The organism is Natronosalvus rutilus (assembly GCF_024204665.1).
Taxonomy (GTDB): domain Archaea; phylum Halobacteriota; class Halobacteria; order Halobacteriales; family Natrialbaceae; genus Natronosalvus; species Natronosalvus rutilus.
On record NZ_CP100355.1, the window covers coordinates 2,917,916 to 2,932,033 of the forward strand.

General features: G+C 63.7%; 11 protein-coding genes. 6 read left to right on the top strand and 5 right to left on the bottom strand.

Annotated features, from left to right (window positions below; all coding sequences use genetic code 11):
- Positions 1-7 precede the first annotated feature (7 nt).
- The gene (gene acnA / locus NGM29_RS14080; RefSeq protein ID WP_254156969.1) at positions 8-2,743 is read left to right on the top strand and encodes an aconitate hydratase AcnA; all 2,736 of its coding nucleotides are present in this window, start codon (positions 8-10) and stop codon (positions 2,741-2,743) included.
- A gap of 395 nt (positions 2,744-3,138) precedes the next feature.
- Here the strand turns inward: acnA and NGM29_RS14085 are convergent, their stop codons facing one another.
- Complete coding sequence (locus NGM29_RS14085; RefSeq protein ID WP_254156971.1) at positions 3,139-3,960, bottom strand: hypothetical protein; 822 nt, start codon at positions 3,958-3,960, stop codon at positions 3,139-3,141.
- Between the two features lie 185 nt (positions 3,961-4,145).
- Complete coding sequence (locus tag NGM29_RS14090) at positions 4,146-4,976, bottom strand: IS5 family transposase (protein WP_254160572.1); 831 nt, start codon at positions 4,974-4,976, stop codon at positions 4,146-4,148.
- Between the two features lie 222 nt (positions 4,977-5,198).
- Here NGM29_RS14090 and NGM29_RS14095 point away from each other — a divergent pair, with 222 nt between their 5' ends.
- Positions 5,199-7,370: a thioredoxin domain-containing protein gene (locus tag NGM29_RS14095; RefSeq protein ID WP_254156973.1), complete on the top strand. Its 2,172-nt coding sequence runs from the start codon at positions 5,199-5,201 to the stop codon at positions 7,368-7,370.
- Positions 7,371-7,808: 438 nt separating this feature from the next.
- On the opposite strand, the gene NGM29_RS14100 is transcribed toward NGM29_RS14095, so the two are convergent.
- Positions 7,809-8,189, bottom strand: a complete 381-nt coding sequence (locus NGM29_RS14100) for a TlpA family protein disulfide reductase (RefSeq protein ID WP_254156975.1) — start codon at positions 8,187-8,189, stop codon at positions 7,809-7,811.
- A 123-nt stretch (positions 8,190-8,312) separates the two neighbouring features.
- Here NGM29_RS14100 and NGM29_RS14105 point away from each other — a divergent pair, with 123 nt between their 5' ends.
- The gene (locus tag NGM29_RS14105) at positions 8,313-9,299 is read left to right on the top strand and encodes a PLP-dependent cysteine synthase family protein (protein ID WP_254156977.1); all 987 of its coding nucleotides are present in this window, start codon (positions 8,313-8,315) and stop codon (positions 9,297-9,299) included.
- A gap of 90 nt (positions 9,300-9,389) precedes the next feature.
- Here the strand turns inward: NGM29_RS14105 and NGM29_RS14110 are convergent, their stop codons facing one another.
- Together NGM29_RS14110 and NGM29_RS14115 are read right to left on the bottom strand one after the other, a co-directional pair.
- Positions 9,390-9,590: a hypothetical protein gene (locus NGM29_RS14110; protein WP_254156979.1), complete on the bottom strand. Its 201-nt coding sequence runs from the start codon at positions 9,588-9,590 to the stop codon at positions 9,390-9,392.
- A 188-nt stretch (positions 9,591-9,778) separates the two neighbouring features.
- Complete coding sequence (locus tag NGM29_RS14115; protein WP_254156981.1) at positions 9,779-10,420, bottom strand: DUF5804 family protein; 642 nt, start codon at positions 10,418-10,420, stop codon at positions 9,779-9,781.
- A 136-nt stretch (positions 10,421-10,556) separates the two neighbouring features.
- Here NGM29_RS14115 and NGM29_RS14120 point away from each other — a divergent pair, with 136 nt between their 5' ends.
- From NGM29_RS14120 to NGM29_RS14135, 3 genes are all read left to right on the top strand, one after another.
- Positions 10,557-12,170 carry a SufS family cysteine desulfurase gene (locus tag NGM29_RS14120; RefSeq protein ID WP_425499153.1) on the top strand — a complete coding sequence of 538 codons (1,614 nt, stop codon included), beginning with the start codon at positions 10,557-10,559 and terminating at the stop codon, positions 12,168-12,170.
- 123 nt (positions 12,171-12,293) lie between these two features.
- A complete protein-coding gene (locus NGM29_RS14130; RefSeq protein ID WP_254156983.1) occupies positions 12,294-12,740 on the top strand; it encodes a UPF0179 family protein in 447 nt (148 codons plus the stop codon).
- Between the two features lie 114 nt (positions 12,741-12,854).
- Positions 12,855-14,018 carry a hypothetical protein gene (locus NGM29_RS14135; protein ID WP_254156985.1) on the top strand — a complete coding sequence of 388 codons (1,164 nt, stop codon included), beginning with the start codon at positions 12,855-12,857 and terminating at the stop codon, positions 14,016-14,018.
- Positions 14,019-14,118 lie beyond the last annotated feature (100 nt).

A 14,118-nucleotide genomic window follows, 5' to 3' on the forward strand; every position in this document is an offset into this window, starting at 1 on the left:
AATATCGATGACGAACGATTCCACAGCCGATCCGTTCGGGGCGATTCGCGAACTCGAGCGAGACGGCGAAACGTACAAATTTGCCGACCTCACCGTGCTCGAAGAGGAAGGGCTCTGTGACCTCTCGAGTCTGCCCGTCAGCATTCGCGTGCTGCTCGAGTCGGTGCTTCGCAACGTCGACGGCGAAATGGTTACCGAAGACGACGTCCGAAACGCCGCGTCCTGGCAACCCGACGTGCCCGACGCCGAGGTGCCATTCAGTCCCTCGCGAGTCGTCCTGCAGGACCTGACCGGCGTCCCCGCCGTAGTCGACCTCGCTGCCCTGCGCTCCGCGGCGGACCGTGCAGGCGAGGACCCCACCATCGTCGAACCCGACGTCCCCTGCGACCTCGTGATCGACCACAGTGTCCAGGTCGACTACTTCGGGAGCGAAGACGCCTACGAGCAGAACGTCGAGCTCGAGTACGAGCGCAACGAAGAGCGCTACCGCGCGATCAAGTGGGCCGAACAGGCCTTCGACGACTTCAACGTCGTGCCGCCGGGAACCGGCATCGTCCACCAGGTCAACCTCGAGTACCTGGGTCAGGTCGTCCACGACCGCGAGGTCGACGGCGAGCAGTGGCTCCTGCCCGACACCCTCGTCGGCACGGACAGCCACACGCCCATGATCGGCGGCATCGGCGTCGTCGGCTGGGGCGTCGGCGGTATCGAGGCCGAAGCCGCGTTGCTCGGTCAGCCGATCACGATGACCCTGCCCGACGTCGTCGGCGTCCGCCTCTCCGGTGAACTCCCCGAGGGCGCGACCGCGACCGACCTCGTGCTCCACATCACCGAGAAGCTCCGTCAAGTCGGCGTTGTCGACAAGTTCGTCGAGTTCTTCGGTCCCGGCGTCTCCCAGCTCTCGGTCGCCGACCGCGCGACCATCTCGAACATGGCGCCCGAACAGGGTTCGACCATCTCCATGTTCCCCGTCGACGAGAAGACGCTAGACTACCTCGAGCTCACCGGTCGCGACGACGAGCACATCGCGTTGGTGAAGGAGTACCTCGAGGCCCAGGGTCTCTTCGGCGATCAGGACCCTGAGTTCACCGAGGTCGTCGAGTTCGATCTTGGTGAAGTGGAACCCAGCCTCGCGGGTCACAAGAAGCCCCACGCCCGCATCCCGATGGGCGACCTCGACGAGCACTTCCCGACGTTGCTCGAGGAAGAGGGAGTGATTGATTCGGGAGCAGCCGAAAGCGACGGCGGCCTCGTCTCCAAAAAACAACCCGACCTCGAGGAGAAGGTCCCCGTCACTCTCGAGGACGGCACCGAGGTCGAGATCGGCCACGGCTCCGTGCTCGTGAGCGCCATTACGAGTTGTACGAATACCTCGAACCCCTCCGTGATGGTCGCCGCGGGCCTGCTCGCACGCAACGCCGTCGAGGCCGGCCTCGACGTGCCCGAGTACGTCAAGACGAGCCTCGCACCCGGCAGCAAGGTCGTCACCGAGTACCTCGAGCAGGCCGACCTGCTAGACGACCTCGAGGAGCTGGGCTACCACGTCGTCGGCTACGGCTGTACCACCTGCATCGGCAACGCTGGCCCGCTCGCCGAACCCATCGAGGCCGCCATCGACGAGTACGACCTCTGGACGACCAGCGTCCTCTCCGGGAACCGCAACTTCGAGGCCCGTATTCACCCGAAGATCCGCGCGAACTACCTCGCCAGTCCGCCGCTCGTGGTTGCCTACGGGCTCGCCGGTAAGATGGACATCGACCTCGAGACCGAACCCATCGGCACGAACGCCGAGGGCGAGGAGATCTACCTCGAGGACGTCTGGCCGGACCCGGAGGAGATCCGACAGACGATCCACGACAGCGTCTCCCCCGAGATGTTCGAGTCGAAGTACGCGAGCATCTTCGAGGGCGACGAGCGCTGGGAAGCCCTCGAGGCCCCCACGGGCGACGTCTACGAGTGGGACAGCGACTCGACGTACATCCGCGAGCCGCCGTTCTTCAAGGACTTCCCGCTCGAGGAACCGGGCGTCGAGGACATCGAGGGTGCGCGTGGGCTCATGATGCTCGGCGACACCGTGACGACCGACCACATCAGCCCCGCGGGGCCGTTCAGCGAGGCCCTCCCCGCAGGCCGATGGCTGGCCGCCCAGGGCGTCGAACCCTACGAGTTCAACACTTACGGCTCCCGCCGCGGCAACCACGAAGTCATGATGCGCGGCACCTTCGCGAACGTCCGCATCCAGAACGAGATGCTCGACGGCAAGGAGGGCGGCTACACCATCCACCACCCCACCGGCGAAGAGGTGACCGTCTTCGAGGCCTCCGAGCGCTACCGCGAGGAGGACACTCCGCTCGTCGTGATGGCCGGGATCGAACTCGGCACCGGCTCGAGCCGCGACTGGGCCGCCAAAGGCACTGACCTCCTGGGCATCCGCGCAACCATCGGCGAGAGCTACGAGCGAATTTACCGCGACAACCTCATCGGCATGGGCGTCCTGCCGCTCCAGTTCGAGGAGGGCGAGGGCTGGAAGGAACTCGGCCTCGACGGCTCGGAGTACTTCGAGATCCGCGGGCTGGAGGACGGTCTCGAACCCAACCAGGAACTCACAGTGATCGCCGAAGCAGAAAACGGCGAGACGACTGAGTTCACCGTGACCGCGCAGGTCAGTACGCCCGCTGCAGTGAAGTACATCGAGAACGGCGGCGTGCTCCACCTCGTGCTGCGTCGTCTACTGACGGAGTAGATCCGCGGCTCGAGGCTCGAGAATGTGTCGCTCGGCAATGTAACCGTTTTCCGACCTGTTGGATTCTCTGAGAAGTGAGATGAAGTGTCTGCTGAATATAGTGCTCTGTAGGATCGCTAGACGACGCTGTGATTAGCCTAATATCATCGGAGAACAGTCAACACTTGGCTAGTATCTGGAATCCACCACAGTCTCTTGATTTTGCAGGAACCTGTTCATCCAGCCATTAGCATCCGGGAAATTTCACCCATATCATATCGCAACTAACCACATTCAATTGATCCAAAGCCGGCGCAGCCTAGTGATCCTACAGAGCAGAATATAGAGGATGGATGCAGCAGACACTCTGAGGAAAAGTACCGATTGGAGCGTCCAACATGGCTACGTTTCCTCCATTACGGTACGCTCAGAATGGGGTCAAGTCGATAGACCTCGGTGTCGTATCCGACGTACCAACCGTCATCGTCCTCTCGAGTTTCCCCGAGTATATCACGAATCTCCTGATACTGGTCGGGCGGGATGTAGTATTTCGTGATTCGATTCCTCCAGCTCGGGACGCCCTCGATCTCGTGGCTACAGCCGGCGATTGTGAGTACTTCGCCGAGATGCTCGTGCTCGTCATGTTCCTCTCCGACGGCGTCGATCACGACTGCGTCGTCGGGAACGGAGTCGACGGCGTAAATCTCGATCACTGCGGACCTGGGATCGGACTCGTCGCCGCGGTCGCCGAGGCGTAACGGGAGGGGACTCGCTCCGAGGGAGAGTCCGTAAACATCGCCCTGGTACGTTACGTACCATCTTGGTCCAAGATGTTTGGATTCGATCGATTCGTACTCGTTGAGCGATGCCTTGACGTCCGCGTACCTGTCTCCGTTTCCGAGTTCTACACTTCCCGTCTGCTTCATTTCCCCTTCTTCGTCGTACTCGCTGATCCGCTCCTCGGCCTCCGAACGGGTCTCCCCCGCATGCTCCATTTCGGCCTCGACGACATCGTACTTGAGGATGCCCGCTTCCTCGATATCGATAACGGAGGCGTCGTCGGGAACCGCTACGGGGACGCCGACGACGAGTACACCGAACTCGCCTTTGAAGCGCTCGCAATCGAGGTCGGCCTCCTGGTACGAGCCGTCGTCCGTTCTTTCGAGGCTGCCGAGGCAGCCCGCTGATCCGAGAAGAATACTCGTACTGCTCGTAGCAAGGAGGTCGCGACGCTTCATAAGGTATCATCTCTTTGATTAACAGAACGACATAAATAGTTATTCCAGAGTCGAAGAGAGATTTGAGCAATCCCGTTTGTCCTCTCCATCGCCTCTACTAACGTTCACCGTATCTGGTAGAACGTCGCTTACCGCATGCCGTATAGGCGTTATGGGGCTTGTTTAGACGCGTGAGATCAGTGGTATCAGAGTCTCACAGCTTGCTCGATGTTTCTGACGGCAGCCTTTAGGACGAGCTCTCTGAACTGTCCAAACCACGTTCTCGCCCGTAACGTCTCGCCGAACCGATGCTTCAGTGCGAAGAATATCGCTTCGACGATTGACCGCCGATGGTAGACGTTCTCGTCGTGGCGAGCGTTATGGGCTTTGTCGAGTGCGTAGAACTCTCGATGTTTGATCACTGGTCGGATACCAGCGTCTCTGAGTTCGTGCCTCAGCGCGTCCCAGTCGTAGCTTTTGTCGGCGGTGATGGTGGTCAGCTTGGTGAGATTTCTTGTGAGCACCTGTCGTCCAACTTGTGTATCGTGCGGCTGTTTCATCGAGCAATGGATATCGAGGATGACGCTGGTATCGCAATCGACGAGTGCTGTCGTCTTGATATCGTCAAAGTTGTAGCCGACACGGAGAACGTAGTGACGGCTGGCCTGATGGCGTTTGAAGCCGGTTGCATCGATCGCCTGAACGTCGCCGAGGTCGTGCAGTGAGACGGACAGCCGCAGCAACACGCGCCAGATCCGCATCTTGAGATCCTGTTTCCGCGTACAGACGGTCGTGAAATCCGGTAGCTGATCCACAGAAAGTCCGAGTTTCGCGGCGATTCCGGGCATCTCATGCAGAATGTCGAGCAACCGACGGTAGGGCTGGTTCAGGTACTCTCGGAGACAGTGGATCGAGATAATCACCCAGTCAGCGTAGCCGCCGTCACCCTTCTTGATCGCCGGCGCTGGCTTGCCGATGACAGCGTTCTGGGACAAATCGATGCATCGGTCGGTGAAGCGGGCAAGTCGAGACGGCATACTCGCCGCTTCCTCGCTCAACTCCACATAATCCCGGTCGAGACGTCAACTGAGCGGCGTCTAAACACGGCCGGCGTTATGTATTCAGCAGCCTTCCCGAAACTCGTCACCGAACGAGGGATTCAACGAGGCCGTTTTCCGGTATTCATTCTTGCTGGCTCGGTAGCCACGGACTCGAGGCGTACGCCGCGCTTTTACAGCGCCCGCACGTAGACGACGTCAATGAGCACACCCACCGAGCGCAACCGCCTCGAGGACGCGGCCAGTCCCTACCTGCGCCAGCACGCGGACAACCCCGTCAACTGGCAGCCGTGGGACGAGCAGGCCCTCGAGACGGCCAAAGAGCACGACGTGCCGATCTTCCTCTCGATCGGCTACTCGGCGTGTCACTGGTGTCACGTCATGGCCGACGAGAGCTTCCAGGACGACGGCGTCGCCGAGTTGCTCAACGAACACTTCGTCCCGATCAAGGTCGACCGCGAGGAACGCCCGGACGTCGACAGCATCTACATGACCGTCTGCCAGCAGGTCACCGGCCGCGGCGGGTGGCCGCTGTCGGCGTGGCTCACCCCCGACGGCCGCCCGTTCTACGTCGGGACCTACTTCCCGAAGGAACCTCAGCGCGGGATGCCGGGCTTCCGGGACCTCCTCGAGAATATCGCCCACTCGTGGGAGGTCGACCGCGAGGAGATGGAGAATCGGGCCGACCAGTGGACGGCCGCGGCGAGCGACCAGCTCGAGGCCACGCCCTCGCCCCCGGAGGGGGTCGAGACGCCGGGCAGCGAGTTGCTCGAGTCGGCCGCGGGGACGGCCCTCCGCGGCGTCGACGAACGACACGGCGGCTGGGGCTCGAGCGGCCCGAAGTTCCCACAACCGGCGCGGCTCCACCTGCTGCTTCGGGCGGCCGACCGCACGGGCCGGAGACGGTATCTCGAGGCGGCGGTCAGGACCCTCGACGCGATGGCGGGCGGTGGGCTGTACGATCACGTCGGCGACGGCTTCCACCGCTACTGCGTCGACCGGGACTGGACGGTGCCCCACTTTGAGAAGATGCTCTACGACAACGCCGAGTTGACGCGTGCCTACCTGGCGGCCTACCAGGCCGTCGGCGACGAGCGCTACGCCGACGTGGCCCGGCGGACCCTCGCGTTCGTTGAGCGCGAACTGACCCACGAGGACGGGGGCTTCTTCAGCACGCTCGACGCCCAGAGCGAGACCGAGGCCGGCGAGCGCGAAGAGGGCGCGTTCTACGTCTGGACGCCCGACGAGATTCGGGATGCACTCTCGGACCTGGACCCTCGAGACGAAACCGGCGCCAATCTCGACGACGAACCGCTCGCCGACCTGGTCTGTGACCGGTACGGCGTGACGTCCAGCGGTAACTTCGAGGGGAAAACCGTGCTCACGATTTCGGCCTCGCGATCGGACCTGGCCGACGAGTACGACCTTGAGCCGTCGACGGTCGACGCGGTGCTCGAGGCTGCCCGCGATCGGTCGTTCGAGGCTCGCGAGGAGCGCCCGCGGCCGAACCGGGACGAGAAGGTGCTCGCCGGCTGGAACGGCCTGATGATCGCCGCGTTCGCGGAGGCGGCGATCGTGCTCGGTGACGACGCCTACGCCGAGACAGCCATCGGGGCGCTGGCGTTCGTTCGCGAGCATCTATGGAACGCCGACGACGGCACCCTCTCCCGGCGGTACGAGGACGGCGAAGTCGGCATCGACGGCTACCTCGAGGACTACGCCTTCCTCGCTCGCGCGGCCCTCACGTGTTACGAGGCGACGGGCGACCTCGAACACCTCTCGTTCGCCCTCGAGCTGGCTCGAACGATCGAGTCCGAGTTCTGGGACCAAGACCCTGAGACGCTGTACTTCACCCCCTCGAGCGGGGAGTCGCTGGTCGCGCGTCCGCAGGAACTCACCGACGCCTCGACGCCCTCGTCGACGGGGGTCGCCGTCGAGACGCTGCTCGCGCTCGAGCACGTTGCGGACGAGTCGTTCGGTGACGTCGCGGAAGCGGTCCTCGAGACCCACACCAGCCGGGTGCGCTCGAGCCCACTCGAGTACACCTCGATCGTGCTCGCGGCTGATCGGCTCACAACCGGCTCACTCGAGTTGACGGTTGCCGCGGACGAGGTTCCGCGGGACTGGCGGAACGAAATCGGGTCGACGTTCCTCCCGGACCGCCTGCTCACCAGGCGGCCGCCGACTAACGACGGACTCGAGGCCTGGCTCGACGCCCTGGACCTCTCGGAGGCGCCATCGATTTGGGATGGGCGCGAGGAGAGAGACGGCGAACCGACGCTCTACGCCTGCCGCCAGCGGACCTGCTCGCCGCCCAGCCACGACGTCGGCGAGGCGCTCGAGTGGCTGCTAGGAGATTCCGGAACTGACTGACGTCGCGACTCGGGTTCGGAGGGTGGTCAGTCGTCCTCGTCGCTCGATTACCACTTTCTTCATTTTCGTTCGCCCGATTACCCTCACGATATCTTATGATTTGTATATAAAAGACGAACATTTTCACACGTGTGTCTATAACTACTATTTTTGGTGGTCGAATGTTCACAAAGTATTTACCGTCCGACCAGCGACTCCCGGACGAACGCCCACATGACACTGACTACTCTCGCGGCAAACTGGATCAGGCGAACCTGGGACCGTCATCGCCAGTCGTCTCTCTACCACGAGTGCCGTCGATGCGGGACGTCACTGAGCCAACCCCAACACTCCTGCCCACAATGCGGGTCGGGTGAAGTCGCTGCGATCTCTTTGCGGTAGGCTGTCTCGTGACCTTCTGGTAGCGTTTCAGACCGTCTCGTGTCTATCTGGTACGTCTCAGGCCGTCTCGAGTATACCTTCGATCTGTTCTGCGAGGTACACCGACGGGGGGAGCGACTCGCTCTCGACGAACCGGGTAACTTCGGTCCCGTCGTCGTCGAGCACGACGACCGACGGAATGTACTCGACGTCGTAGTCGTCGACCTTCGGACCCTGCTTGTCCGTGTCGACGGCGAGTTCCTCGATCCGGTCGTCCGGAATGTCGGCGGCCTCAAGCGCCGCCGCGAAGTCCGGCAGGAGCGCACGGCAGTCCTTACACCAGTCGCCGCCCCAGACGAGGTACGTCAGGTCGTCGCGGTGGGCTGCGAGCGTGGAAACGGTGTCCTCGTAGGCGGCGCTGTCCCAGGTCGGGTTCGGTCGCATCGTCTCGAGCGTCACGTAATCTAGTTTCGACGCGAACGGCTTAACGGATTGGTTCGTGGCATCCCATCCTATTTCGTCACCGGCACGTCCTGCCGGGGTCCGCCACGCGTTTACCGCTCGAGTCCCTATCGATGGGCAATGAAAGGCAGTATCCTGGACACGATCGGGTCACCGCTGGTCCAGGTCGACTCGCCCGAGGGGGCGACGGTCGCCGCCAAAATCGAGTCGTTCAACCCCGGCGGATCGGCCAAGGACCGCCCCGCGCTGGCGATGGTCCGTGCCGCCGAGCGCGACGGACGACTCGAGCCGGGCGACCGCATCGTCGAACCGACCAGCGGCAACACGGGAATCGGTCTCGCGCTCGTCGCGGCGGCCCGCGACTACGATCTCACGATCGTGATGCCCGCCTCGAAGTCCGAGGAACGACGCCGGATCATGGCCGCCTACGGGGCCGACCTTGAACTCGTCGACGGCGACATGACCGACGCTCGCGAGCGTGCCGACGAACTTGAGGCCGACGGCGCCGTTCAGCTTGGACAGTTCGAGAACACGGCGAACCCCGAGGCTCACTATCGGACGACCGGCGAGGAGATCGTCGACCAGGTCGGCGAGCGCGAGGTCGACGTCTTCGTCGCCGGCGTCGGCACCGGCGGGACGCTCTCGGGCGTCGGCCGTCGGCTCCGCGAGGAGTTCCCTGACGTGGACATCGTCGCGGTCGAACCCGAGCGCAACCCCGTGCTCTCGATGGGCGTCCCTGGAAAAGACGAGTTCCAGGGCATGGGTCCCGGCTTCGTCAGCGACAACCTCGACACCGACCTGATCGATCGGGTCGAGACCGTCGCGCTCGAGGACGCCGAGGACGAGTGTCGTCGCCTCGCCCGCGAGGAGGGGATCCTCGTCGGTCAGTCGAGCGGCGCGACGAGTCTGGTCTCACAGAAAGTGGCTCGCGAGGTGGCCGATCCCGACCTCGAGTGTCCGGAACTCCCCGATGCGTTCGACGGCCCCCTCACGCCGGCGACGCAGACCCGGACCGACGGCGGCCAGACGGAGGACGACTGTCCGCTGGTCGTCACCGTCTTCTGGGACAGCGGGGAACGATATCTCTCGACGGGCCTGTTCGACTGACGGTTCCGATTTCCTTCTGAATTAGCGGCCTGCAGGCCACTGCACGCGTTTTTCTCGTTCACACTCGAGGCGTCCGTCTCGACGGGCGACTTACGTGTCGATGTGGTGGACCGCGTCCGGGGACAGGAGTCGACCGGTGGGTAGTTCGACCCATCCGTTCGCCAGTAGTCGAACGTCCCCCTCATGCAGGATCGTTTCCTGCTCAAGATCGGCGTACACGACCGCATCCTGGTACTCCCGTCCGAGACCGTCGACGAGTTCCTTCCACGCTGGCTCTGTCGAAATGACCATGGTGCGTGTTTCTCGAGGAGAGTAGTGAATGCTCGGCCGTGTGTGCCTCTGCGACGGACCGACGAACCGCTGAACTGCTGAATTGCTGAATTTATGAAGCGACGAATCAACGAACCGCCAGAGTCCGCTCGAGGGACGACGAATTTCGAGGAAGGACGACGGGGACTCGAGCGACGGCGAAACCCGAACTACGGCGAAAATTCGGACTCGGTGAGCCGTACGATCAGCGTCTCCTCGACGTCCCTGAGGTCGTACGTGGGCGTCTCGCCGTCCGTCCGACGGACGTAGAGCGGTTCGACGAGTTTCGGCGGGCCGACTGGTTCGACACCGTCGCCGGCCTGAACCAACGCCTGTGCAGGCCCGGTCCTCGAGTCGGCGTCGGTCGCCTGTTCGTCTCCCCCGTTTTCGGATTCGTCGTTTCGTGTGTCGGCCGCCAACTGCCGGCCGTCGGGCTCCCTGGCGTCGTCACTCTGGTTCTCGAGCCCCGGCGCTTCGGGTCGCTCGACCCCGAAGATTTTCAGATGCTCGCCGGTCTCCGCGGGTTCGAGGTCGCCGTTTCGAAGGGCGACGGCCAGGTCCCGCGAGAGCCACTCCTCGTCGCTCACGCTCGGCTCTTGGATCAGGACCTCGTCGACGAACCGGACGAGGTACCACTGGAGGTCGTTACACAGGGAGACGGCGGCCCCGAGGCTGACCGTCCGAACCGCCAGCGAGTTCTCGAACGGGCGATCCAGGTCGTACGTGGACAGGGCCTCCCGAGACGTCTCTCGAGAAAGGAGCTCGTACTGGAGCGAGACGTCGGGCGAGCCGACGAGGCAGACGCGCGTCACTGTTCGTTCGTTGGTACTGTCGTGCGTCCGGGTAATGTGGGTTTCGTCTCGACACCTACATTCACTGTCTCGTCTCGAGTGATGCGTAATTCGACGCCGTCACAACTACTTTAATCAATGGGGATAATCACGAGATATGACCGATTCTGTTCGATCGGACTTTCCGATCCTCGAGCGCGATGTCGACGGCCAGGACCTCGTCTATCTCGACAACGCAGCGACGACCCAGACGCCGCGGCAGGTTTACGATGTCTTCGAGGAGTACTTCTCGACGTACAACGCGAACGTTCACCGCGGGATTCACACACTGAGCCACGAGGCCTCGATCGCTTACGAACAGGCCCACGACCGACTCGCAGCGTTCGTCGGCGCCAGCGGCGGGCGCGAAGAACTCATCTTCACGAAGGGGGCGACCGAGAGCATCAACCTCGTCGCCTACGGCCTGGGGCTCAACGAACTGGGCCCTGGCGACCAGGTCGTGACGACGGAGATGGAACACCACGCCTCGGTCGTGACCTGGCAGCAGGTCGCGAAGAAGACGGGCGCCGACATCGACTTCGTCCGGGTGACCGACGACGGCCACCTCGACCTCGAGCACGCGAGAGAACTCATCGGTCCGGACACCGCGGTCGTCTCGGTCGTCCACGTCTCGAACGTCCTCGGGACGATCAACCCCGTCAAGACCATCGCCGAGATGGCCCACGAGCACAACGCCTACGTCGTCGTCGATGGCGCCCAGTCCGCACCGAACCGACCCATCGACGTCGAGGCGATGGGCGCGGACTTCTTCGCCTTCTCGGGCCACAAGATGGCCGGGCCGACCGGTATCGGTGGGCTCTATGGCAAGCGAGAAATTCTCGAGGAGATGGAACCGTTCCTCTTCGGCGGCGAGATGATCCGCCACGTCACCTTCGAACGCTCGACCTGGAACGAACTCCCCTGGAAGTTCGAGGCGGGCACCCCGCCCATCGCGGAGGGAATCGCGCTCGCGGCCGCGGCGGACTACCTCGAGGAGATCGGCATGGACGCGATTGCGGCCCACGAGAACGAGCTCGCCCAGTACGCTCTCGAGCGACTCGAGGCGCGCGAGGATGTGACGACCTACGGGCCGCCCGCGGGCGAGGAGCGATCCGGACTGGTCGCGTTCAACGTCGACGGCGTCCACGGCCATGACCTCTCCTCGCTCCTGAACGACCGCGGGATCGCCGTCCGGGCGGGCGACCACTGCACCCAGCCACTGCACGACGCTCTCGACATTCCTGGCTCCGTCCGAGCGTCGTTCTACGTCTACAACACGCGCGAGGAGGTCGACGCCCTGCTCGAAGCAATCGACGACGCCCGCGCGAAGCTGGACGCCTACCTGCGGTCCGATCGGTACCACGACGTCCTCTACGATCACCACTGCGACCCCCGGAACGCGGGCGGCCTCGAGAACCCCGACCTCGTCAAGTCCTCCGAGGAGACCTCCTGTGGCGACGACGGGGAGTTCCACGTCGATGTCGCTCCCGACGGTACCATCGAGGCCATCGCCTTCGAGAGCGAGAGTTGCGCCGTCAGCAGCGCCGTCGCGAGCATCCTCTCGACGGAACTCGAGGGGATGACCGTCGAGGAGGTCGCCGCCATCGACGGTCTGATCGCGGGCCGATTCGAGGGCCAGTACCCGGCGCTCAGGCGCGATTGCGTTGAGGGGCCCGAGGACGTGATCCGCATCGCGGCCCAGGACTACCTCGAGCGCGCTGGGGCCGACTGATCGGTACGAACGACCGCGTTGACCTCGTCGCCTCACCTCGACAACATCGACCAGCGAGCCGCTGGAACAGACTCGAGCGAGTGACGTGAGGCTTAACCGGTCGCGGTCCGAAGGAGACTACCAATGACCACCGTGACCCTCCTCGGGACGCGCCTCGCCGACCCCGGCACCGAGTTCGTCTACGAGGGCGAGGCCGACGGCTGTACCGGCTGTCCCTACCGGAGCCAGTGTCTCAACCTCGAGGTCGGCCGCCGCTACCAAGTCACCGACGTCCGCGAGAACGCCCAGACGCTCGAGTGTGCGATGCACGACGATGGCGTCCGCGCCGTCGAGGTCGAACCGGCGACTGTCACAGCGAACGTCCCCTCGAAGGGCGCGTTCAGCGGGAGCAAGGCGAGCCTGAGCGGCCCCTGTCCGTACATCGACTGTCCGAGCCACGCCCTCTGTGAGCCCGACGGCGTCGAGTTCGATCGCGAGTACCGGATCCAGCAACTGCTCGGCGACCCGCCACACGAGGTCTGTCACCTGAATCGCTCGCTCGAGCAAGTCGAACTCGATCCGGCGGAGTAGCCGACTCGGGTCCGTAGCCCTTACCGATTCTGTCGCGTTCGTCCCCGAAACAACGGTGAAATCGTTCTTTGACCTTCCAGAGAGCACTTATCGTCTCCGGTGAGAGTATCGCGTATGGACCCCTCCAGACGAACGATTCTTCGCTCGGGCGCACTCGGTGTCGGGTTCGTCGTCGCCGGCTGTCTCGACGCCAGTCCGACCGGCTCGAGCCCCGGCGAGGACGGTAAGGACGACCCGAACGACGGTGACGGGGCGAACGGCACTGACAGTACCAACGGCACCGACGACTCGAAAAACAACGACGGTACTGGTTCGAGCCCCAAAATCACTGACGTCGAGACCATCGACCTCGACCCCAGAACCGACGAACTGCTGTGGGCCTCGGACGGGATCGGCACGGTCGCGCTAATCACCGACGCCGACGTCCTTGAGCGACTGGACGCCGTCGCGACAAACCGATCCGCCGAAACCGTGGACCCCTTCCTCGAGGAGACCGACTTCGAGACGGAGGTGCTCGTACTCGTCGAATCCGGTGGCCCGACGGTCTGCCACGACAGCATCGAGGTCAGCGACGTGACCTTCGACGCCCAGGAGAGCGCGATCACGGCGACGGCGACGGTCGTCGACTCGAGCGAGGGCAGCTGTGGAGAGGCGCTGGCCTACCCGTCCTCCCTCACGCGCGTCTCGTTCGAGGACCGGATGTGGCTCCACAACGCCGTCGTCACGCTCACCGACGGCTGGGGGAACACCGAGACCGTCGAGGCCGCTCACGAGCGGGTCATCGATCCGTCGGAACTCGAGGGCGGCGTCGAACCGGACGGCGACCCCACGGCGATTCCGGAAGCCCTCGAGTGTTCGGACGACGAATTCCAGCGGCTCGCGGCCGCACAGTCGGTACGCTGGGGCGACGCCGACGCGTTCGCCATGCGCGTGGACCCGCTCGAGGTCACTCGCGGCGAGTCGGTGTCGATCACGATGCGAAACCTCACCAGCGTCGAGCAGGGCACCGGCAACGACCGGAAGTTCTCGCTCGAGGTTCGGACCGAAGCCGGTTGGCAAGAGGTCCGGGGCCACCGGTCCGAACACGGCATCGGATACACGGACGAGGGCATCATCCACCGGCCCGGCGAGGGCTTCGACTGGGAGATTGAACTCACTGAGGCGGCCGTCCAGGAGCTGTACTCGGGGCTCGAGGTCTGTCCAGGGATCCCGGCCGGCCGGTACCGATTCGTCTACTGGCCGCTTGACCTGGCGGTGGCGTTCGACGTGCTCGAGTGATCGGCCTCTAGTTGGAAAAGAGCTATCGGTCGAATTCGTTCTCGAGACGCTGTCAGTCACGTACTCGTGGAATAGCATCTTTGTCGGCGCCACCTTTGGG

What these genes read in the sequence shown, in the direction of transcription:
- NGM29_RS14120 (WP_425499153.1), top strand. Translation starts at nt 10,557, where the DNA reads ATGACCGATTCTGTTCGATCGGACTTTCCGATCCTCGAGCGCGATGTC.
- NGM29_RS14130 (WP_254156983.1), top strand. Translation starts at nt 12,294, where the DNA reads ATGACCACCGTGACCCTCCTCGGGACGCGCCTCGCCGACCCCGGCACC.
- acnA (WP_254156969.1), top strand. Translation starts at nt 8, where the DNA reads ATGACGAACGATTCCACAGCCGATCCGTTCGGGGCGATTCGCGAACTC.
- NGM29_RS14105 (WP_254156977.1), top strand. Translation starts at nt 8,313, where the DNA reads ATGAAAGGCAGTATCCTGGACACGATCGGGTCACCGCTGGTCCAGGTC.
- NGM29_RS14090 (WP_254160572.1), bottom strand. Translation starts at nt 4,976, where the DNA reads ATGCCGTCTCGACTTGCCCGCTTCACCGACCGATGCATCGATTTGTCC.
- NGM29_RS14095 (WP_254156973.1), top strand. Translation starts at nt 5,199, where the DNA reads ATGAGCACACCCACCGAGCGCAACCGCCTCGAGGACGCGGCCAGTCCC.
- NGM29_RS14085 (WP_254156971.1), bottom strand. Translation starts at nt 3,960, where the DNA reads ATGAAGCGTCGCGACCTCCTTGCTACGAGCAGTACGAGTATTCTTCTC.
- NGM29_RS14110 (WP_254156979.1), bottom strand. Translation starts at nt 9,590, where the DNA reads ATGGTCATTTCGACAGAGCCAGCGTGGAAGGAACTCGTCGACGGTCTC.
- NGM29_RS14135 (WP_254156985.1), top strand. Translation starts at nt 12,855, where the DNA reads ATGGACCCCTCCAGACGAACGATTCTTCGCTCGGGCGCACTCGGTGTC.